Source organism: Mycobacterium sp. NAZ190054 (assembly GCF_001545925.1).
Lineage (GTDB): Bacteria > Actinomycetota > Actinomycetes > Mycobacteriales > Mycobacteriaceae > Mycobacterium.
Map to the genome: position 1 here is coordinate 1 of NZ_LMVQ01000257.1, position 21924 is coordinate 21924.

General features: G+C 63.1%; 19 protein-coding genes and 1 tRNA gene. 7 read left to right on the plus strand and 13 right to left on the minus strand.

Features of this window, described 5'->3' with window-relative positions; translation table 11 throughout:
* Positions 1–33 precede the first annotated feature (33 nt).
* Entirely contained in the window at positions 34–909 is an 876-nt protein-coding gene (locus ASJ79_RS17810; RefSeq protein WP_082753904.1) for a site-specific integrase, read from the plus strand.
* 48 nt (positions 910–957) lie between these two features.
* On the opposite strand, the gene ASJ79_RS17815 is transcribed toward ASJ79_RS17810, so the two are convergent.
* Positions 958–1031: transfer RNA gene (locus tag ASJ79_RS17815), tRNA-Leu, on the minus strand.
* Between the two features lie 20 nt (positions 1032–1051).
* Positions 1052–2263, minus strand: coding sequence for a site-specific integrase (locus tag ASJ79_RS17820; protein WP_166429227.1), 1212 nt, complete (start codon positions 2261–2263; stop codon positions 1052–1054).
* A 202-nt stretch (positions 2264–2465) separates the two neighbouring features.
* Between ASJ79_RS17820 and ASJ79_RS31175 the strand changes: the two genes are divergently transcribed.
* Positions 2466–2663 carry an AlpA family transcriptional regulator gene (locus ASJ79_RS31175; RefSeq protein WP_011856752.1) on the plus strand — a complete coding sequence of 66 codons (198 nt, stop codon included), beginning with the start codon at positions 2466–2468 and terminating at the stop codon, positions 2661–2663.
* Between the two features lie 187 nt (positions 2664–2850).
* Positions 2851–4374, plus strand: coding sequence for an ATP-binding protein (locus ASJ79_RS17825; protein ID WP_231750898.1), 1524 nt, complete (start codon positions 2851–2853; stop codon positions 4372–4374).
* A gap of 129 nt (positions 4375–4503) precedes the next feature.
* On the opposite strand, the gene ASJ79_RS32385 is transcribed toward ASJ79_RS17825, so the two are convergent.
* Complete coding sequence (locus tag ASJ79_RS32385) at positions 4504–4644, minus strand: hypothetical protein (protein WP_156448508.1); 141 nt, start codon at positions 4642–4644, stop codon at positions 4504–4506.
* 893 nt (positions 4645–5537) lie between these two features.
* A complete protein-coding gene (locus ASJ79_RS34045) occupies positions 5538–6611 on the minus strand; it encodes a hypothetical protein (protein ID WP_231750899.1) in 1074 nt (357 codons plus the stop codon).
* 912 nt (positions 6612–7523) lie between these two features.
* Here ASJ79_RS34045 and ASJ79_RS34050 point away from each other — a divergent pair.
* Complete coding sequence (locus tag ASJ79_RS34050; RefSeq protein WP_231750900.1) at positions 7524–7700, plus strand: hypothetical protein; 177 nt, start codon at positions 7524–7526, stop codon at positions 7698–7700.
* Positions 7701–7885: 185 nt separating this feature from the next.
* Here ASJ79_RS34050 and ASJ79_RS17835 read toward each other — a convergent pair whose 3' ends face one another.
* The 4 genes from ASJ79_RS17835 to ASJ79_RS17845 all read right to left on the minus strand — a co-directional run bounded on the left by ASJ79_RS17835 (position 7886) and on the right by ASJ79_RS17845 (position 10947).
* A complete protein-coding gene (locus ASJ79_RS17835; protein WP_231750901.1) occupies positions 7886–8404 on the minus strand; it encodes a hypothetical protein in 519 nt (172 codons plus the stop codon).
* 2 nt (positions 8405–8406) lie between these two features.
* Entirely contained in the window at positions 8407–8703 is a 297-nt protein-coding gene (locus tag ASJ79_RS31185) for a hypothetical protein (RefSeq protein ID WP_082753906.1), read from the minus strand.
* Between the two features lie 287 nt (positions 8704–8990).
* A complete protein-coding gene (locus tag ASJ79_RS31190) occupies positions 8991–9863 on the minus strand; it encodes a hypothetical protein (protein ID WP_082753907.1) in 873 nt (290 codons plus the stop codon).
* Between the two features lie 166 nt (positions 9864–10029).
* Positions 10030–10947 carry a class I SAM-dependent methyltransferase gene (locus ASJ79_RS17845; protein WP_231750902.1) on the minus strand — a complete coding sequence of 306 codons (918 nt, stop codon included), beginning with the start codon at positions 10945–10947 and terminating at the stop codon, positions 10030–10032.
* A 401-nt stretch (positions 10948–11348) separates the two neighbouring features.
* Here ASJ79_RS17845 and ASJ79_RS17850 point away from each other — a divergent pair, with 401 nt between their 5' ends.
* The 3 genes from ASJ79_RS17850 to ASJ79_RS34055 all read left to right on the plus strand — a co-directional run bounded on the left by ASJ79_RS17850 (position 11349) and on the right by ASJ79_RS34055 (position 15974).
* On the plus strand, positions 11349–12311 hold the full coding sequence (locus ASJ79_RS17850) for an AAA family ATPase (RefSeq protein ID WP_067957845.1): 963 nt from the start codon (positions 11349–11351) through the stop codon (positions 12309–12311).
* Positions 12312–12484: 173 nt separating this feature from the next.
* Entirely contained in the window at positions 12485–14884 is a 2400-nt protein-coding gene (locus ASJ79_RS17855; RefSeq protein WP_231750903.1) for a S8 family peptidase, read from the plus strand.
* A 205-nt stretch (positions 14885–15089) separates the two neighbouring features.
* The gene (locus ASJ79_RS34055; RefSeq protein ID WP_082753909.1) at positions 15090–15974 is read left to right on the plus strand and encodes a hypothetical protein; all 885 of its coding nucleotides are present in this window, start codon (positions 15090–15092) and stop codon (positions 15972–15974) included.
* Between the two features lie 34 nt (positions 15975–16008).
* Here the strand turns inward: ASJ79_RS34055 and ASJ79_RS17865 are convergent, their stop codons facing one another.
* The 5 genes from ASJ79_RS17865 to ASJ79_RS17880 form a co-directional block, all read right to left on the minus strand.
* Positions 16009–16515: a pyridoxamine 5'-phosphate oxidase family protein gene (locus tag ASJ79_RS17865; RefSeq protein WP_067957825.1), complete on the minus strand. Its 507-nt coding sequence runs from the start codon at positions 16513–16515 to the stop codon at positions 16009–16011.
* A 215-nt stretch (positions 16516–16730) separates the two neighbouring features.
* A complete protein-coding gene (locus ASJ79_RS17870) occupies positions 16731–18863 on the minus strand; it encodes a heavy metal translocating P-type ATPase (protein ID WP_067957826.1) in 2133 nt (710 codons plus the stop codon).
* A gap of 55 nt (positions 18864–18918) precedes the next feature.
* Positions 18919–19248, minus strand: coding sequence for a metal-sensitive transcriptional regulator (locus ASJ79_RS17875; protein ID WP_011856766.1), 330 nt, complete (start codon positions 19246–19248; stop codon positions 18919–18921).
* A gap of 70 nt (positions 19249–19318) precedes the next feature.
* A complete protein-coding gene (locus tag ASJ79_RS31200; RefSeq protein ID WP_073681638.1) occupies positions 19319–19597 on the minus strand; it encodes a YHS domain-containing protein in 279 nt (92 codons plus the stop codon).
* Positions 19598–19623: 26 nt separating this feature from the next.
* A complete protein-coding gene (locus ASJ79_RS17880) occupies positions 19624–21909 on the minus strand; it encodes a cation-translocating P-type ATPase (protein WP_067957848.1) in 2286 nt (761 codons plus the stop codon).
* Positions 21910–21924 lie beyond the last annotated feature (15 nt).

Consider the following 21924-nt stretch of genomic DNA (forward strand, 5'->3'; position numbering starts at 1 on the left):
TCACTTGGTAGGTAACTCACTGACCACTACGCGATGGCCCACCCCAAAGCCCTCAACGACACACCGGACACAGCCCAGCCCGGCCAGCCGCAGACCCGAAACCCCACCACCCCAGGGGACTTACCCGGCACGCTGGTCGCTACCGCGTACTCGGTGCTGGCTCGAATCCTTGATGATGCGGTGCGAGATCGGCGGCTGGCCGCGAATCCGGCCCGCGGGGTGAAACTGCCTGCGCGCGCTAGGCGGAAGAACATCTACTTGACTGCCGGGCAGCTTCACGACCTGGCGGTCGAGTCGGGCCGATACGGATCGCTGGTTCTGCTGTTGGGCACCGCGGGTCTGCGGTGGGGCGAGGCGGCGGCGCTGCGGGTCGGTGACATCGACTTCCTGAAGCGACGGGTCACGTTGCATGAGAACGCCGTAACGGTCGGTGGTGATGTGCATCTCGGCTCGCTGAAGTCTGGGAAGTCTCGGACGGTTGTGCTGCCTGCGTTCGTGGTCGAGGAGCTGTCGAAGACGTGCCGGGGTAAGGCACACGGCGATCTGATCTGGCCGGCGCGGGACGGCGGCCACCTGGGTCCCCCGTCGTCACACGATTCGTGGTTGTCCGGTGCGGTTGACCGGTGCCAAAAGGCGGCTGCGGCAGCTCGGGCGAAGGAAGGCGACGAGCCGACCACGCCGGTGTTCCCGAGGGTGACGGCCCACGCTCTCCGGCACACGGCGGCGTCGTTGGCGATCTCAGCCGGCGCGAACGTGAAGGTGGTTCAGCGGATGTTGGGGCACGCTTCGGCGGCCATGACGCTGGACGTCTATGCCGATCTTTTCGACGACGACCTCACTGGAGTTGCCGACAAGTTAGATGTAACTGTGGGCAAAATGTGGGCAGAACGGTCGTCCGCGAGCGGCTAGCAACTGGAAATAGCCCCTTTACCAGCACATACGCCGCCACAGTTCGCGTGCCCCCAGTCGGACTCGAACCGACACTTGGCGGATTTTAAGTCCGCTGCCTCTGCCAATTGGGCTATGGGGGCTTTGCAGTTCAGAGCGTAATCTAGGCCGTTTCCGCCTCGTCACGATGCTCTGAATACCGCAGTGATACCGCAGTGCTATCGATAGCCTTCCCCAGGGCGTCCGCCACACCGCTCAAATCGTCATTGAGAAGATGGCCGTAGCGGTCGAGCGTCATCGCGGCGGTCGCGTGCCCAAGCAGTCTCTGCACGACCTTGACGTTAGCGCCTGCACTGATCGCCAGTGACGCCGTGGTGTGTCTCAGCCCGTGCGGTACCAGCCCGTCGATGCCGATATCAGCACACGCGTTGTCGAACGCCCAGCGGTATTCGCCGAGTGGAAGGAACCCGCCCTTTCGGCTGGGAAAGACCAGCGCGTTGGGGTCGGCGGGCAGCTCGGCCTTGAGCTTTTTCCAAACCGGTTCGGGCACAGGCACGTGACGATCCCGCTTCGTCTTAGTCGTTGACTCCACGATGCCTTTACCGGTGACGGCTGTTGCGGACGAGCGCACCGTCAGCATCCGATCCCCCACATGCCGGCGGCGCAACGCAACGGCTTCGCCGAACCTCAGTCCGCAGTACCCGAGAACGAGCGTCAACGTCTCGAACCGATCAGCAGCCTTCGCCAGCATTAGCAGCTCGGCATGGGTCAGGTAGCGCCGCTCACGCTCGCCTTGCTCGGGAAGATCTTCGTCCCGCTTGATCTCGAACGCGACGTTCTTCGCCACCTTGCCAGTCCGTTGGGCGTACTTCAGGACAGCGCCTACCAGCTGATGAGCTTGGGTGATCCGACTTGCCGACAGGCCGGTTCCGCGTTGCCCGCCGTCGACTGACAGCGCCCCCAGCCACGTTGAATATGATTCGTAGTCAATCCTTTTCAGCTGAACACTTTCCCACTTCGGCAGCACCACAGTGTCGAGCAACGAGCGATATCCGGCAACGGTTTTCGGCTTGCGGTGCTGTTTGGTGGCGAACCACTGCTCGGCCACCGATCCGAAAGTCTCCGCACTCTTCCGCGGATCGACATACTCGCCGCGCTGCACATCGGCGGTCAGCCCATTTAGGTAGGCCTGCGCATCCGGCTTACGCTGGAAACTCTTGGTGCGCTCGGCTCCACTGGCGTCAACCCACCTGACACGCCATCGCGACACCTTGCCATATACCGCAGACCGCTCAGTGCGCATCGCGCCGTCCGGCGCCTTGACTCGCTTGTGCCAGCGGTCGTCAATGCCCGCTCGCTCGTTTCGAGTCGTCATACGCCGAAAGTACCGCAGTACTCCGCTCCCGTCATCCGCTTCGTTGCCAGGAGGCCGGACTATGAGCCCGCCGAAGACGTCACGACCCCTGAGTCATTGAAAGGCTTTTCTTCAAGCGAATGTGGCTGTGGTCGTGGACAGACCGTCAAGTCACCAGTCACTGTTGGCTCAGGCGAACCGACCATAGCTGAGGAGTAATTTGATGGATCTGCTAGGAGCGAAGGAAGTTTCGGACATCACTGGAGTTCCGATGGGGACGCTGAGGTACTGGCGGCATTCGAATATTGGGCCGGCGAGTTTCACCTTGGGACGCCGAGTCGTTTATCGGCGGGCCGAGGTATTGCGCTGGATATCGGAGCGAGAGAGCGCAACCCGCCGCGGAGGCGGCGACGCCGCTTAGTGCCTGCGCACGAAAAAGACCTCGGGGACTAGCCGAGGCCTTCGTTCGAATCACCCGATCACGCCACACGGAAGTTCCTCATGAGAATAGCGCAGCATGCCCATAAGCGACAGCACCACGGGCAGGAAAACCCTTGAGCGGCAGGGGGGAGGGGGACAAGAAGTCAGTCGCGGCACGCTTAGTCGATATGGCCCGGGAACGCTATGTTCTCGGAGTCTCCAAGGACGGCGAACCATTTGGCGCCGAACGCAGTCGACCCCACCTCGCGATACTCCTGCGTGGTGGGAGGGCTGGCTTACGGGCAGATCTCGCCGCTCGCTACTTCACCGAGACCGGTGCGGTCGCCGGGGGCCAAGCACTTACCGACGCCACACTGATTTTAGAAGGTCTGGCGGCCACGCAGGCACCCGACAAGTTGAACCTACGCGTTGCCGACCACCACGGGACGATCTACATCGACACCGGAGATCCAAACGGTCAAGTAATCAAAGTCTGCGACGGTAGGTGGTCGATGGCTACCACTGCGCCGGTGCGGTTCCTCCGAAATACGAAGCTGACGGGGGCGATGCCGGCACCAAGCTCCCGCGGGGATGTGACGAAGCTCTGGGAGTTCGTCAATGTCGCCGTTGAGGACCGCCCAGTTCTTCTCGCGTTCCTAGTAGCTGCTTTGGTTCAGTGCGACGTCCCGCATCCGGTACTAGCCCTGTTTGGCGAGCAAGGTAGCGCTAAAACGACATCCACACGGAGCTTGGTCGAACTCATCGATCCTTCGCCCGCCCCCTTTCGTCAGGCGCCGCGGGACGCGGACTCATGGGCGGTTGCCGCGTCTGGATCGTGGGTCGTTGCTCTGGACAACCTGTCGGCCATCCCGCCGTGGCTGTCGGACTCATTATGCCGCGCTGCGACAGGCGACGCCATGGTGAAACGGTCTCTATATACCGATGCCGATCTGGCTGTCATCAAGTTTCGTCGATGCGTGATTATCAACGGAATCGACGTCGGCGCCATCCGACCCGATCTGGCAGAGCGGCTAGCGATCGTCGAGCTGCGACGCATCGACCCCAGAATGCGACAGTCAGAGGCCGAGATGCGACAGCGGTGGGAAACAGCTCTACCAGGTATTTTTGGCGGACTACTTGACTTGGCTGCCTCCGTTCACCATCGGTTGGAGACCATCAAAGTTGAGGACTCGCCCAGGATGGCGGACTTCTGTCGCACGCTGGCGGCCGTGGACGAGATCTTGTCGACTAATGGCGTACGCCGGTACATGTCGCGCGCCAATCAGTTGTCTGAGGACAGTTTGTCCGTCGACCCGTTTATCGAACAGCTTCGCTCGCGGACATTAGAACCTGCTGTTGGTCAATCCGGCAGTGATTTGCTGATGCTGCTCACACCGGTCAACGACGACTGGCAACGACCGAGGGACTGGCCGAAGAACGGTCGCGACGTTTCTGGGCTGCTGCGTAGGCACGCACCCGCTCTACGCAACCTCGGATGGGTGATCGAAGATGATGGCGCGCGCAACCGCAGGAATGTACTGCTGTGGACGATCTATCCGCCGTACAAAGATGTTGTGGCTCAGCGAGCCTCGCAACCCTCGCGTCTCTCGCTTACGCAGATCAGCGAGAACGCGAACTTCGACCGGAGTCAGCAGAAAGTTTTGAATGCCGGCGCGAAGGCTGGCGAGGGTCGCCCGGCGGCAGCGTCGTGACCGTGCGCTGTGGGCAGGGAATCAGGTGCCCAGATAGTTGATTGCATACCGTTTTATCCGGTCTGATGATGCGTCAATACCGGCGAAGCGTCGACGTGTGGCAGCTCGCCTCGGTGGGTCGGCTGGGTCCTAAAGCTCATCCTGAATCGGCAGCAGCAGGGCGATGGCGTGACCATCCTCCGCCCGGATTTCGAATGAATCCCCTCGTTCGACGCTCAAGAGCACTTCGTCGAAGTTCTCTAGGAGGTCCTGCATTGCAATGATCTTCATGATTGGTCCAAGAGTATGAGTTCACCGGTTACATGCCCGAGAGCAGTGAAGCACCGTGAGGCCAAAGACTGTCGCAGGCGCCACTCTCGCATTCGGCCTTGTATCAGCTGGCGGAGCAGGTCAGGGCGTGGGAGGGCACCAAACTTCCTGGACTGCTCTGCAATCCGCGACAGCTTGCGGGTCTACGACCTCGATGTCGCGAAGCACGGAATCACAATCACCCAAGGAGCACCCATGGTCGGTCAGTGCCTTCATCCAACTCACCAGCACGGTCATTGAACGAGTTCCATCCTCGGGAGATCCGGTAGCCCACGCACGACCAAACGTGGCGGCCGCACTGTCGAGAAACGCTCTGTGCACCACCCGATATGCTTTGTCGAACTCCGATCGAGCCATCCAACCGTACGCAACTAGTTGCGGCACACCGATTTCGCGTTCGATGACGCTTGGGCTCGCAAGGCGAAGGACAGCGCTCCATTGTTCACGAGCGGTAGCCGGGTATCCGTGTGGCGAAGTGGGCTGAAGCATCAGCAGGTACCGACCGCCTTCCGAGTAATCGGCCCGTCGCCAATCTGGGTCTCGCCCGGGCACCGCTATAGCCGGGGGCGCATGCAGGGTCGTGCGGTCCCAGGTCGGCGGCGGAGGCTGTAGCGAAGCAATTGCGCACACTCTTTTTAGTGCTGAGCTGAGCTGTCTCAGCCTGTTCGCGTAGTCCAGCAGGGGATAACTCTTTAGTGAGGTGTAGTTGCCGCACAGCTCAACCTCACTTTGAACGTGGAACTCGCGCGTCCAGGCACATGCTTGATCGACGACGTTCGCCAGATACGTATGCTGCCGCGCGAGCTCGGCGCGCCAAGCTTCACCATCTACCTCCTGAGGCAGCGAATCCATTATCAGGATGAACCGCCTGCAGCGTCGAAAATTGCAGTAATCCAGCCGGTTCCCCGACTGTCGAGGTAGGCATGTGCTGCGGCGTAGATCATGTCTTCCAGCGGCAGGTCCGCCTGCATTGCTCCGCAGTTGTCGTCAGCTATCCACCCCAGGACCACCTCAAGCGCTCGGCAAATAAGCCATTGCCCCCTGTACTCTGCACAGACGGTGTCAGTGCGTTCATCTTCCCAACCCGGCTGCACCATTCCGATGCTGAACCATTGCTGCTGAACCGCTTCGGCGAAACGGGCGCGGTCCGAAGCGTCTACTTTGCCGTCTGCTGCAGCCGGCCATACCGAGTCGAAGTTCGGCGGAATTCGGGGGCCACCGTCGGCGACGATCGCAAGGCGCGCGTCGGAAACGATTGCCTCCGTGACCAGTTTGGCAGCTCGCTGGGTAAGCCCTCTGGCACGAAGTTGCGCTACACGCTCGAAAAGGTCGGGGTACTCCCGCTCCAATCGGTGCGTAGTATTCGCGTTGGCGATAGCGTCCCGTTTTCCGATTGAGGCGGGCATAGACATGCCGGAGCAGGTGGCCCACTCAGTACCCCAGCGTTGCGCGGCAGTCATGAGCGCTGTTACGTCAGACCAGGTGGTCGCTGCAGCGGCTAAGCGCCAGCCAGCCGGCTCCGCGGCCTTGACTTCTGCGAAGGCGATCAGTGTCGCAGCCGGATCGAGATTTCCGATCCATCGGCTACGAAAGCCCTCTCCAATAGCTTGGTCAGACCAGAGCATCCGCACGCCCTCAGGGACCACAATCCCCGCGGGGACGTAACCCGCACCGTGATGTGTCAGCGCCACAACATGCCGATCGCCAGCCGCTGAATACATCAGGCCGACGGCCCACAGTGCGAAGGTTCGGCAGGATTCGGTGGCGTACAACAGTTCCCACGCCAACCGTTTAACCGTCTGTAGATCGCTCGACTCGTTGCGCCGCCGTTCCAAGTCCCGGGCCGCCGCGGCCGCTACCCGGGACGGCAGCGTCGCGGCGGGAGTTGTCAACGCTGCCGTCGCGACCGATGCGGCGGCAGGCGCCATTGAGGTGTGAGCGCCGCCGATCAATGGGACAGCACCGGCGGCCGGTGGAATTGCGGCCGGAACTGAAGGCGGCGGACCCAGCGGCCCCGGGGGCAGCAAGGGTGCTGAAACCGCTGGATAGGGATTAGTACTCGACACTACCTGCGGCCCGGCAATAGACGCTGGCACGGCACCCGTGGTCGCTCCTAGTGACGGATGCCAGATTCCACTCGGAGATGCCGCCGGCTGCGCCGGCGTCGCAGTGGCTACGACAGCAGGAAAGCTAGTCGTCTGAGCGCCGGTGACCGATGACAGCGGCGCAGGACCGCTTGCAGGCATGACCCCTTGCAGCGCGACAGCAGGAGACGGCGATGCAGATACTGCCGGTCGTACCAAACCCGACTGCGACATTCCTCCAGTGCCCGATCCCGATAGCGGCGATGCCGAACTTCCGAACGCGGCCAACGAGCCTATGGATGAGGAACGTCCTGGTCCGGCGAGGCCTACCCCACTGCTTCCGATGTCACCAACCGCGGCTACGGACGCAGGACTGGCGCTCTGCGCCGGTGGGTGCGGTGACAGCGATGAAGGACCAGGGGTAGGCCCGGTGCTGACTCGCGGCGCAGTGTTACCAGACCTGGATTCGGCATCAGACGGGTCTGGCACCGAGAGACGAGGCTGCGTATCACCGGTCTCCACTGCTGCCTCGGGTGGACGCTCAGGCGATTCGTCGGATCGCTTTTCGGTCGACCGATCGTCATCGCCCGTACTAAACGGATCGCCATTCGGGGGTCCCTCCGGCAGAGGCGTAAATCCCTGGACGAATTGCACAGTTAAAGCGCGGATCTCATCGGCGGCCTCTACTGCGATTGCTCGCGCCCGCGCGGCAGCACTGGTAATGATGTTGATAGCCGTGGGACTTCTGCTCGGCACGTGTACCAGTTGTTGATGTGCCTCAGCATCAATCGTGTCAATCATCAGCTCAGCACTCATCTGGATCGCCGCAACACTCTGCATCAGATCAGCGGCAGCCTTATCCGCGTCAGCCTTATCGTCGGCCCGAACCTGAATACGCCTGTAGGCAGCGTGCATTGCTTCAAAACCATTTGACTGCGCCACACCGACAACCTGCAAGCCGTGCAAGGCGACCCGGTGAGCATCTACCGCAGCCGCAGTCGCCATCGCCAGACGACGTTGAGCAGCAGCCCGTCCTTCAGATTGCTCGCGGGTGACCGGCCATACATCGGGCGCCACGATGAAGCGTGAATAGCTACGAGCGGGTGGTGAAGCGGCCATTAGCCGACCCCCGTTGCTTCGCATGCACTTTCAGCGGCCCGCAGGGCACTCGAGTACTGATCAACCATGTCGTTGGAAACGGAGGCGGGTTCACGGCGCAAATCTGCGTCGACCACAGCCACGATCGAGCGCCGGACACCAGCGAGCGCATCAACAATTTCTCGTGGTACGCCTGGACCTAGCCGGGTGGCCATATAGTTCAACTCCGCACCCACCGCGCTGAAGTAGTAGCCCTGCACCCCCAGGCTTTGTGATGATTCCCAGTCATTGGCCCGGTCGACGCGATCGATGAAGGCGCCACGCGCAATCCCAACACCGCTCTTGAAGTTCCTCAGGCCAACACACGCCTCAATTGCTGCGTCGTGCTTTTCTGAGGGCTCCGCAGCAGACGTGGACGAGGTCGACGGCCTTATCGCGTGTTCAGTCTGCCCACGTGGGAAGATATTGAGACTCACAGCGAGTGACATGATGGCAACGACGGTGCTAACGACCGCGAGGTAGAACGCCAGCTTGCTCACAGTCACTCCACCACGGATTGAAGCTGTGTCGCGTTCAGTTCATCAACGACAACAAGGGAATTAACTGCTGCGGCCGCTGCAGTGCTCAACGCTTCAACACGCAGAAGAAGCCCCGCCGCGTGACCCTGCTGGGCAGCGACAGAAGTGAAGTCTGCGAGGCCGGCTGCGGCGTCGATGATGGACAGCCTGCCGCTAGCGATTGGACCGGCCGGTTCAACAGACGCGGCGTCTGAACCGGCCACGGCAGCTGCCGCAATTCCGCCCCATGCGGGCGCCGGCTGCAGATCTAGACGCTCCATGACTCATAAAGTACCGCTTCGCACAGACAGTTCGCCACAGCTGAGCACACATTTGTTCAGCGGATAATCCCAGTTCAGTAGGCTGATCTGCAATTTCACGCAAACAGGGCACTGGCAGCCGCGTCATGTCCAAAACGTTTGATTCCAACCGAACTCTCATATGTCAGGATCAGTCACGCTGGGATTGACGCCGCCGCCTGTTTGCATGGCCAGCCATGCCTCATCAAGTGAAGGCGGAACACGACATGCTTCGCATCTGACGAGGTAGCGCCGAGCCAGGGTATGCGTTAACCCCTATTTGGATAGACCACTTTGGCGAGTTCTCGGGCGGCCTCAAATGTGCTGCGGTCCAACTCTTTACGCCGTGCCCGCTCAGCCACACTCGACAATAGTATCTTCATGGCATCCGCGTTTTGGAGCGCGAATTCTACCGCGTCGCATGCGGAACGAATTACCGGAGCGGTGGCGCCGTGTTGCTGTGTACTCGATGCACTTCGGACGGCAGCACGAGGAACCTCGACGATGCGAATCGGTTCTCCGTGCCGCTGTGCTGCTGTACGCGCCGCCGAGGCGTCTCTGCGGCACGTGTCAGAGCAATAGCGACGCGGACGCCCTCGCCGGGAAGTGACTTCGGGATCCAGCATGACCGCATCGCAACGGACGCACCGATTCGGATCGGATGTCGGGTAGTTGTCCGCTGCGATCGGTTGATGATGGTCAACGCCAATTGCGCTATGGCTCACCAAACTTGCGCCGTTTGCGCTTAGAGCCGCGGCGTTTCGAGACTCCGTTGCACGCTGCGCGCCGTCCTCGTCAGCACGCGCTCTGCGAAGGACATTTTGGAGGTCGCGAACCTCGACCTCCGCAAGAGTAGCGATCGACGCGATCGTCTGACCGCGGTCCCTCATCCGCCCGGTAACCGTTTGCAGGTTGACGAAGTGACTCACACGCTTGCGGGCTGCGTCCATGCGCACGTTTTCATTCACTTGATCGAGGCGCACACTCTCCCAAGCGTCAACGGCGCGCAGCCGCTGGAGCAGCACACGAACCGAGGCGGCATCGTCTACGTTGGCACGTTCAAGGTTCGCGCGTTTCTCGTTCGCCCTGCGCTGCGCTTCCACCGCACGCTTGCGCGCCCGCAACTTCTCACTTCCGCTCATAGACGCAAACGTAGGACGGGCCGCGCGCTATCGTCCACCACCACAGCCACATTCGCGAGCAACTAGGGCTGGCTGCTCGGAATCTCCGAACTGCCTACGATGCCACCGCGCCGTCTACGCAGGGAGAGTCGGTTAATACACCAGTCAGCGGCAAGCCGATTAACCGTCAGTCGTCGACGGTTGTTTCGCCCTCACGGCGGCTGTAGTTGCCGCGCGCCGCGCGCCTCTCTGCGTCGGCGACGTCAGCGTTGAACGTGGCGGCGAACTCTGTGTACTTGACGTCGAGCAGATGCTCGTCAGGCGGCGCGGGTTGCACGGCGGCTGGATTTGTGAGGGCGTAGTAGGCGTAGCGGCTGTCGAGACGGTTTTCCGGCACCAAGGTGATTAGCCGTGGGGTGAGGCCGCACTCTGCCGCCAGGTTCCAAAACTCTTCGATGGTGAAGGTGGTGGTCGATGCGAGGTTTCGGTCGTAGGCTGTCCCGGCGAAGCCGCGGGTCCGACGATCGCTGGTGTGGTACTTGATTTGGACCAGCGCCATGCCTCCGGGGGCCAACACGGTGCGGGCGATTTTAAGGATGGCCCGTACCGCGTTCGCGCCCGTCGTTAGCTCGATCACGTATAGACACAGGAAGACATCGCAGCTGCCCGCCAATCCGACGGTGGCTTGTTCGGGGCAGGCGAGGTCGATGCGCCGTGTCTCGACGGGTGTCGTGCACGTTGCGCGGACTTGTCGGACGCATTCGTCGAGGTTTTCTTGGGAGATGTCGGCGGCGATGAAGCGCTGCGCATGGGTGGCGAAAGCCACGGCGTTGGCCCCGCCGCCGGCGCCCCACTCCATCACCGTGTTCGGGCTGAGCGAATTAAGGGCTCGGGCGAAGGTTTCATAGATCTTCCAGTGGTCGTCACCAACCTCCAGCCAGGCTTGATCACCGATTCCGTTGCGCCAGTGTGAGTTCGCTTCCCAGGCCGATCCTGTGGGCGCAGACCAGTAGCGGGCGGCTTGCCCGGCGATCCGGTTCCGGAATCGCCGCCTTCCCGCTGCTGCCAGCGCTGCTGCCAGGAATCGCTCGCCTCGCACTGCCACGTCGATACCTCCGGTCAAGGAATTGTTTCCGGTTAGGCTGACAGTAACCGGCCTTCCCTGGACATCGCCGCCTTCGACGCCGGAGCGACCCCGCACCAGTCGCCGCACTCTAGGACTCGATGATCATCCCGCCGATTGGAACGGGTGTCGCGTCCACACCAGTCAGCTAGCAACCGGCGCCGACGATCGCTAGCGGCACACCACTGCGCCTCCAGTGACACCTCCGGGCAGCTTGTGGGCCAGCCAGCGCGGGGCCGGTGGCTGAGCGGGCAAGAAATCCTCGGACAGCTATCTGGAGGCTCTTGGCGCTGCTAGAGGGCACCACATTGTGCGGCGCTGAAGCCGCGGTGGTGCGCGCATCTGCAATGATCGAGCGAGCGGCATTGTGCAAGGAGGGGGCCATGGCGAGGTCTGACCTGGTGATTGATCTGGTCGAGGCGCAGCAGCGTGGCGACGTCGCCCGCTTTCGCATGCTGGTGGAGGCGATCATCGCCGAGGAGCGCAATAATCAGCACCATCTTGTGGCTGATCGTCTGTCTGAATTGATCACCACTGCCGGTGCTCGCAGCCTGCTCGCCCGTGATGACACCGCCCGCCAGGTCGCTGATCTGGTCACCGAAATTGTGCCTAAGCGGCGATTGTCAGAGGTGCATCTGGCGCCTGCCGTCACGGCGGCGGTGACCGAGATCATCGAGGAGCATCACCGTAGCGAGCTTCTCCGCAGCCACGGCCTGGAACCGCGTAACCGCATCCTTTTGGAAGGTCCGCCTGGTAACGGTAAAACCTCGCTTGCTGAAGCGTTGGCAGCGGAGTTGATGGTGCCGTTCTACGCCGTGCGTTACGAGGGAGTTGTATCTAGCTTTCTTGGAGAGACAACGAGTCGAATCGATCACGTTTTCGAGTTCGCAAGGACTCGGCGCTGCGTGCTCTTTTTCGACGAGTTCGACACCATCGCAAAGGAGCGCTCCGACGCGCACGAAACCGGCGAAATCAAGCGCGTCGTTTCGACGTTGCTCCTACAGATCGATCGCTTGCCCTCCCACGTCGTCGCCGTCTGCGCGACCAACCATGGCGAACTGCTCGACCGCGCGGCGTGGCGCCGCTTTCAGGTGCGGTTAACACTGCCTCCCCCGTCGCGCATACAGGCCACGGTTTTTCTCGAGCAGCTGCGTATGCGGCTCGGCGGGAACCTCGGTATGGCGCCGCGCACCCTCGCCGACAAGCTTGCGGGCGCCAGCTACGCCGACATTGAGGAGTTCGCGCTGGATGTCATGCGGCGCTATGTGTTGTCGCTACCCGATGGCCGTGTCGAGGATGTGGTGCGCGAACGGCTCAAGCAGCGCAACGCCATGAGGGAGATGTGACCTCTCCGCGTCCACCGCTGTCGTTCGGCGCCCCGGTGACCGGGCCTATACCTACCGGCGCGCCCCGCTTTCCTGGAACTCGCATCGCCGGACCGGAACCGGCCCGGCAAGGGCAGCGGCTAGCACCACAGTTCGCCGCTCTCCAAGAGGCTCTGCAGGCTGGGCGCGTCGACGTGGACGGTGACACCAGTGAAGCCGATCCCGAGCTTGTGGTGGTCTTCGACCTCGCCGCACCCGTAGCCGAGTTCGCGCGAGCCGCAGCCCGTGTGCCCGGCCTGGAGTTCCTCCTCGAAGTTGATGGCGACGAGTTCGCAGCCGACGACGACTTCCACGCCGTACGCGATGGCGAACCGAGCGACGATGCCGTGACCGACAGTCTCTATGTTGTGATGTCGAACAGCCAGGCCGTCGTTGAGCTCCTCACCCTCTTCGCGCGATGGCAGGAGAACCGCGATGCAGCAATGCCTTTCGGGTTAGCGCCCTTACGCGAGGTCTTTTCGCTGTTGCGCGAGGTGAGGCGCTGGGGACCCCAAGATCGGGTCCGTGAGACTGGTCTGCTGGAGCGCTGGCGCGAAGACGTCGCCGTCGTGGGACAGTCAGCTACCACGGCCCGCGTCGAAGTCGAGCTGTGGTTCCGCCGCGATGCCGGCCGCCGGGCGGTTGCCGAAACGACTGTGCGGGAACTCATCACCGCAGCCGGCGGCCAAGTCATCACTCAATCGACACTCACTGGCATCGGCTATCACGCCATTCTCGCTGATATCCCCTACAGTCAGGTCGAAGCGGTCCTTGATCGCGGGCCCGACGCGATCGCACTGTTGACCACCGACACCATCATGTATGTGTCCCCGGCACGGCCGATGACCTTTCCGTCAGCAGCGCCCTCCGACGAACCTGTTGAGCCCGAGGTGTTTTCGGTGAAGCCCGTCGACCGACGTCCACGGATCGCCCTGCTCGATGGCCTGCCGATGGCCGGTCACATCGCCCTCTCCGAACGTCTGATCATCGACGATCCTGACCAGATCGCTGCGTCCTATACCGCATCACAGATGCAGCACGGCACCGCCATGGCGTCGCTGATTTGCCACGGCGACCTCAACGCTCCCGGCGAATCAACACAGCGCCGCGTGTACGTGCGGCCGATCATGCAGCCACACCCATTCAGTGGCCAAGGCGAAACCGTGCTGAGGGACCGGCTATTAGTCGACCTCATCCACGAAGCCTTTCGACGCCTGTTCGAGCGACACGGCCAACACGATCCTGCGGCTCTCAGCGTGAGAATCGTCAACTTGTCCATCGGCGACCCCATCCAGATGTTCGTGCGCCGAATCAGCCCCCTAGCGAAATTGTTGGATTGGCTCGCCCACACGTACAACGTGCTGATCCTGGTCAGCGCGGGCAACCATCCCATTGATGCCGACATCCCCGCAGCAGCGCTGCTCGATGTATCCGAACTACGGCGCGCGGTGGGCACCGCCATGTACGCGCAGGCGCGCCGTCGACGACTCCTCTCCCCCGCTGAGGCGGTGAACGTCATCTCCGTGGGAGCCCTGCATGCAGACGCCGCGACCACCCCAACCAGCGACACGGTGCTCGACAGCGCCGACACGGGAATGCCCGCGCTCTACAGTCCCGTGGGTTTCGGCCACCGCAACTCAGTAAAACCGGAGATACTGCTGCCCGGCGGTCGAAGTCTGCACCAGCGTCCGCCTTCGGCCGAAGGAACCACGACCTTGTATCCGGCCGAAACAACGATCACCGGCCCCGGTATGCGCGTCGCCGCACCCGGACACGGCGGCGCGCTCAACGGAACGGCCTATCTGCACGGAACCAGCAATGCCACCGCCCTCGCGACGCGCACCGCCGACCACATCTTCGATGTGCTTGAAGCCCTACAGTCCGCCGACGGCGAACCACCGTTCGCCACCGCCGAATACCATCCTGTGCTTGCCAAGGCTTTGCTTGTTCACGCCGCATCCTGGGGCGCCATACGCGAGGGGCTGACCCGCACCATAGGCGGCGGCGCCGATCTCAACCGTCGTGACATCTCTCAGCTACTTGGCTACGGCGCCATCGACGCCGAACGGATCGTCACAGCCGCGACCAACAGAGTTCTCCTCCTCGGCGCCGGGTCCATCACAGCCGACCAACGCCAGACATTTGCACTGCCTCTGCCGGCCAGCCTGGCTGCGACGACCGACTGGCGACGGCTGACGATAACCCTGGCCTGGCTTTCCCCGGTCAACACAGCGACGCGCCGACATCGTATGGCCCGTTTATCTTTCGAGCCGCCGCGTCAGCCACTGGGAGTCGAGCGCCTGGAAGCTGAAGCGCGCGTGTCCCGCAACGGTACGGTTCAACACGAGATTCTTGAAGGTCAGCGGGCCGTCGTGTTCACTGCCAGCGATGCGCTGGAGATCAACGTCGACTGTCGCGTCGACGTAGGACGCCTGGCGGCACCAATTCGCTACGGACTGGCGGCGACACTTGAAGTTGCCCCAACCATTCGTGCTGATATCCACCAGGACGTTCGTCAACAACTGCAAATACGACTGCGCACCAGGACACAGTGACACGCGTAGTCCCGGCGACAATCTGAGCCGTTTCCGGACGCGAACAGCGACGTGCGCTACTGCCGCATCGGCGAGGTCTCAAGAGAAGCCGGTGTTGGTTATCGCCGAACGGCGAGGGTTGAGACGCGCAGACCAAGGGTCGCATCGAGCCATCTACGTAGGGCGGCAGTAGTTGATGACGAATGAATCTCGTTCGTATTGAGATGTGGCCTCATGCCGCCAGTGTCGAGGGTGGCGCTGTCATCCTGGTTCGGTGGCGCCTAGGACAGCGAAGAAGACCGACAGCCGGTTAGCGGCTCGGCTTGCCGCGCTCGCCTCACTAGGCGCTTCTGTCATCCATTTCGCCGTCGTTCCCACGCACTGGCAGGAATGGATGCCAGCGGGCCTGTTTTTCGCTGGCATCGCGCTGTTCCAACTGTTGTGGGCGCGGCTAGTACTCACCCGTACCACCACCCCGGTGCTAGCTCTTGGCATCATGGTCAACCTTGCCGTTATTGCGCTTTGGTCCGTGTCGAGAACCGCGGGAGCGCCGCTTGGGCCCCACGCCGGTCAAGCCGAACTGATCCAAGCCGCGGATCTATGCGCGTTGCTGCTTCAGATCTATGTCGTCATGGGCGCTGGCTGGGTCTGGCACCGCGGCCTTCAAGGAGAACCGGTGCCCGCCTTCGGCAGTGCCATGGTGCTCCTGGGCGCGATTGGGATCGTCACGTTGGCGTCCACAGTGGGCGCTGCCTCTGGTCTACGGCACGGCCACCACGCCCCAGCCGGCGCTGAAGCAGGGGCTCATCACCACGGATCTGGTGCAGAGCAGACTGACGACCATCACAGCCATCCTGAACCATCCCCTGCAGCGCCCGCTGGGGAGCCCGCCTCCGATGATCACGCAACCAGTGCGGAACACGTCGACGACCATCACAATCACGATCCGGAGCCGACGTCTTCCCCGCCTGCCGTGCTCCCAGTCGAAGCTCTTGCGCCAGGCGCTGGCTCTGGCGGCGCGCCTGAGCAGGCTACGCCCGTGCCCATCAGCGAGCCGCTTCCAGCGGCGACGCCGCTAGACGACCACCAAGACCACGACCATGTGCATTGACCTACGTCTGTATGGCCAATCCACGGCCTGACGGCTAGTTTCCGCCCGTCAGGTCTGCCCGCCCGATGGCGTCGCCCGGATGACGCACGATGTCGAGGACCGACATTCCGATGCCGTAGGTGGATAACCATCGCCTCGGCCGGACCGCGATGAAGCACAGCTCAGCACGCCGAGCGACGATGCGCTCCTCGGCGGCGAGAATGCGACGGAGGAACCAGTCCGCATGGAATGCCCCTCGCGCGTCGGCGTTTTCGTGGTTCAGTATTTCGGCCGACCCCGCAAACTGGATAGCTGCCGGCGGCATCATGGGGAGAAAGCGGTGCGGCACGGGAATGACGAAGGCTACCTGTGGTCGTCGTCGGATGTTTCCCACCTTGACGTTCGTAGTACGGGTCGTGATGTACAACGTCAGGTTTGTGCCTTCACCGGCCGCTGCGTACGTGACGGCCGTCGCGTGGGGGTTGCCGCTGCTATCGAGCGTCGACAGGGTGCCGAACGACCGTCGTCGAATCGAATTTTCGACAGTGGCGAGGTCGGTCACTGGTGCTCCTTCCTCCGCTTCCCCGGCTCCGATTGGGTGGCTTGTCGCTCAGCTACACGCCGTCTACGGCGCATCCGAAGGTACCGGCGGTCGACGAATAATTGAGAATTCGACCGGCGACTGCATTTGCTTTCTTCGTGTGAAGCTCCACATGGTTGGGAGCGGCGATTCGAACTTCACATGGTCGCCGGCTGCTCCACATGGTGGGCCGTCCCCTAACGGTTGAGAACGGCGCGGGTGCTCGCCTCGGGCGTCAAATCGAGGCGGCGCAGAAGTTGCGCGTTGAGCGCGACGACGATCGTTGACAGTGACATGAGGATGGCGCCGACCGACATGGGCAGCACGATGCCGATGGGTGCCAGCACACCAGCAGCCAGGGGCACAGAGATGAGGTTGTACCCGGCGCCCCACCAGAGATTCTGTTTCATCTTGCGGTAGCTGGCGCGGGACAGCTCGATGACCGACAGCACCGAGCGGGGGTCGGAACTGGCCAGGATGACACCGGCGGAAGCGATGGCGACGTCAGTGCCGGCACCGATGGCGATGCCGACGTCGGCCTGCGCCAAGGCGGGGGCATCGTTGACTCCATCGCCGACCATGGCAACCTTTTTGCCCTCGTGTTGCAGGGCAGCAACTTTCGACGCCTTGTCTTCGGGGCGCACCCCCGCGAACACCCGGTCGATGCCCAGTTCGTGGCCGACACTATTGGCGACGGCTTCGGCGTCGCCGGTGATCATGACGACTTGCACGCCAAGCTTGTGAAGCGCATCGACGGCTTCGCGTGATTCGGGGCGGATCTCGTCGGCCAAGCGCAGGCCGCCGAGCACCTCTCCGTCGCGGATGACGTGCAGAATGATGGCGCCTTCCCCGCGCCACGCGGTGGCCGCGGGGACCTCCTGGGCGCCGACTTCTTCGAGAAGTCGGGGGCCGCCCACTCGGATTTCGTGCCCGTCGACCGTCGCAGTCACACCGACGGCAGGAGAGGACGAGAAGCCGCTGGCGCGCGGCACCGTTAATCCCCTATCCTCGGCGGCTTTCACGATGGCCCGCGCCAGGGGGTGTTCACTGTCGGTCTCGGCGGCGGCGGCGAGCGCGAGCACGGTGTCGCCGTCGTCGTCTCCGGTCGCCTCGACGGCGGTGACGGTGGGTTCGCCTTTCGTCAGGGTGCCGGTCTTGTCGAACAGCACGGCGTCGACAGTGCGCATACCTTCCAGGGCCAGCCGGTCTTTGATCAAGACGCCGCCTCTGGCGGCGCGTTCGGTGGCGATGGACACGACCAGTGGTATCGCCAGGCCCAGCGCATGAGGGCAGGCGATGACCAGCACGGTGATCGCTCGCACCACCGAGGCATCGGGATTGCCGACGATTGTCCATGCCGCCGCGGTGATCGCGGCGGTGATCAGGGCGAACCAGAACAGCCAGCCGGCGGCCTTGTCGGCAAGGCGCTGGGCACGCGAGGACGAATTCTGCGCTTCGGTGACCAGGCGTTGGATGCCTGCTAGGGCGGTGTCGTCGCCGGTGGCGGTGATCTGGACCCGAAGCCCGGAATCGGTGGCGACGGTGCCGGCTGTGACGGGATCCCCGACGCCGCGGGTAACGGGCCGGGATTCGCCGGTCACCATGGACTCGTCCATGTCGGCGCGTCCGTCGACGATCTTGCCGTCGGCAGGGATGCTTCCGCCGGGTCGGACTACAACGACATCGCCGACGTGCAGGTCGGTCGGCGAGACGGTGACGGTGCGGTCGCCGTCGATCTTCTCGGCTTCGTCGGGAAGTAGTGCGGCCAGTGAGTCCAGCGCTGAGGTGGTCTGGGCCAGCGAGCGCATTTCTACCCAGTGGCCGAGCAGCATGATGACGATGAGAAGGGCGAGTTCCCACCAGAATTCCAGCTCGTGGTGGAGCAGGCCCAAGCTCGCGCCCCAGGACGCGAAAAAGGCGACGGTGATCGCCAGTCCGATGAGGAGCATCATTCCTGGTTTGCGGGAACGGATCTCGTTCAGCGCACCGGTGAGGAAGGGGCGGCCACCGACGACGTACATCACTGTCCCGAGCAGGGGCGCGATCCAGCGTGCGCCGGGGAAGTCGGGGACGTCGTAACCGAGCAGCATCGCGAACATGGTTGAGAACGCGACGACCGGTATGGCGATGATCAGGTTGATCCAGAAGAGCTTGCGGAATTGGGCCACGTGGTCGCCGCCGTGGCCGCTATGGCCAGTGTGGCCGGTGTGATTGTCATGGCCGTGGTGTTCGCCGTGTGGGTGGGTGTCAGGGTGTGCGCTGGGGAATTGGTGCTGGGCGTGCCCGCCAGGGTGGGATGTTGCTACGCCGTGGTCATCGCGGTTTGTCATGTTCTTTCCTTAGGGGACTTCGCGTTTCAGTCGACGCGCATTGATGATGTGGGTGTTAGGAACGCACCAAGCGGGCGATGGCTTCAGAGGCTTCTGTGAGTTTGGCGTCAGCGGCCGGTCCGCCGGTGGCGGCGGCGTCACGGACGCAGTGGCGAAGATGGTCGTCAAGCAGTGCCAGCGCGACGCCTTGGAGGGCTTTGGTGAGCGCGTCTGTTTGGGTCAGGATGTCGATGCAGTACCGCTCCTCTTCGATCATTCTGCTGATGCCGCGGGCTTGGCCTTCGATGCGCTTCAACCGCTTGAGGTATTTGTCTTTATCGGTGATGTAGCCGTGGTGGGTGGTGCCTGTTGAGGGGCAGTGCCTGGTGTTGTCTGCGTGGGTCATGACGCTTTCCTTGTGCGTGGTGGTGACTAACTTTGGGTGCCCGGCGAGGAGTGCGCGACGAGGGTCGCGGTCATGCGGCGGAGGCATACTTGTCGGGGTCGCGGTCGAAGCGTGGTCCGCATCCCTTGCAGCAGAACCAGTAACGCCGACCGCGATAGTCACGGAATAGTCCCGCCGCTTCGGCGATCGTCTTGTTCACCGGAGTGCCGGGCATCACGGGGCAGGTGGTCTCGTTCTGCGATCCGAGGTGAAGCAGGTTCCTCGCCGTAGGGTCGATGGGTGAGGTATCGATTTTGTCGGCTGCGCCGCTGCAGCAGCAGGCTGACGTGCGGTTCTGATTCTCGGACATGGGTTCTCCTCACAGGTGGCGGTGATTTAACTGGTGGTGTCGGCGGAAGTGGTTTTGAAGCGGCGCAGGCGCAGGCTGTTTCCCACCACGAAGACGCTGGAGAATGCCATTGCGGCTCCGGCCAGCATCGGATTGAGCATGCCCAGTGCTGCGACGGGGATCGCTGCGACGTTGTAGGCGAACGCCCAGAACAGGTTGGTTTTGATCGTCGACAGTGTTTCGCGGGACAGCCTGATCGCGTCAACGGCGCTGCGCAGATCACCGCGCACCAGGGTGATGTCGGAGGCCTCGATGGCGACGTCGGTGCCGGTGCCCATCGCCAGACCGAGGTCGGCTTGGGCGAGGGCGGGCGCGTCGTTGACTCCGTCGCCGACCATGGCGACCGTCTTGCCTTCGGCTTGGAGGCGTGCGATGACGTCAACCTTGCCTTCGGGCATGACTTCGGCGATGACGTCGTCGATGCCGACTTCGGCGGCGATCTGTCGAGCGACGGCTTCGTTGTCGCCGGTGAGCAACACGGGGGTCAGCCCAATGTCACGCATCTGCGAGATTGCCTGTGCGCTTGTCGATTTCACGGTGTCAGCGATGACGAGTGCACCGCGCGCCTGCCCGTCCCACCCGACCGCTACCACGGTCTTTCCCTGGGCTTGCGCGCGGGCCTTGGCGTGGGACAAATCCGGGCTGAGGTGTTGCGCCCAGTCGGCCAGCAGTGATTCGCGCCCAACGACGACGGCGTGTCCATCCACGATGCCGTGGACGCCTTTACCTTCGACATTCGCGAAGTCCTCCGGAACGGGCAAGGCGTGGAGTTCCTCGGCCGCCGCGGCGGCGACGGCTTGGGCAATGGGGTGCTCGGAGGCGTTCTCCAGGGCGCCGGCCAGTCGAAGCAGCTCCGCGCGTTCGGTTTCCGGCGCTGTAATGACATCGACCAGCGTCATTTTGCCGGTGGTGACGGTTCCGGTCTTATCCAGCACCACGGTGTCAACCTTGCGGGTGGATTCGAGCACCTCGGGACCTTTGATCAGCACGCCGATTTGTGCGCCGCGACCGGTGCCCACCAGCAGGGCGGTGGGCGTGGCCAGCCCGAGGGCGCAGGGGCAGGCGATGACGAGGACCGCGACCGCTGCGGTGAACGCGGCGGCGACTGAGAATCCCGCGCCCAGCCAGGCGCCGAGGGTAATCACGGCGATAGCGATGACGATCGGTACGAAGACGCCGGAAATGCGATCGGCCAGGCGTTGCACTTCAGCCTTGCCGGTCTGGGCGCGTTCGACCAGCTGGGCCATCTGCGCGAGCTGGGTGTCCGAGCCGACACGAGTGGCCTGCACCACCAGCCGACCGCCGGCGTTGACGGTGGCACCGACCACGGTGTCGCCGGTAGCGACTTCCACGGGTACCGCTTCGCCGGTCAGCATCGAGGCGTCGACAGCCGAGGAACCGGACACCACCACGCCGTCGGTGGCGATCTTCTCCCCCGGACGGACTATGAAATCGTCGCCAACCACGAGTTCTTCGATGGCGATCTTGGTTTCCGTCCCCCCGCGCAGGACGGATACGTCTTTGGCGCCTAGGTCGAGCAGGGCTCGCAGTGCCGCTCCGGCCTGCCGTTTGGACCGCTTCTCGAAGTAGCGTCCGGCCAGGATGAACGTGGTTACGCCGGCGGCGACTTCGAGGTAGATGTTGGCGGCGCCATGCGACGGCGCCAGGGTGAACGCGAAGGGATGCTTCATACCCGGCGTGCCGGCACTGCCCAGAAACAGCGCATACAGCGACCACAGGAACGCCGACACGGTGCCCAGCGAAATGAGCGTATCCATGGTCGCGGTGCCGTGTCGCAGGTTGGCCCAGGCGGCCCGATGGAATGGCCATGCTGCCCACACGACGACGGGGGCAGCCAGCGTGAGCGACGCCCACTGCCAGTACGTGAACTGCAGCGCCGGGATCATCGCCATCGCGACGACCGGCACTGTCAGGACGGCCGAGGCCCTCAGGCGGTGCCGCAGCGACGCCAGTTCGGGGTCGGCGGTGTCCACGGCGTGCGGGGTGTCACCGGATGCGTCGGAGGGCATCGACGTGCGCGGTGTCGGGAGCGCGGCGGTGTAGCCCGTCTTCTCCACCTCGGCGATCAGCAGCGCCGGATCGTATCCGTCAGGCACCGTGACGGTGGCCTTTTCCGTCGCGTAATTGACTGTCGCGGCCACGCCGTCGAGCTTGTTGAGCTTGCGCTCGATGCGGTTGGCGCAGGAGGCGCAGGTCATTCCCCCGATGCGGAGTTCCACACTCGGGCCAGACACCGGTGTCGATGTCGTCATGAAGCCACTGCCTTT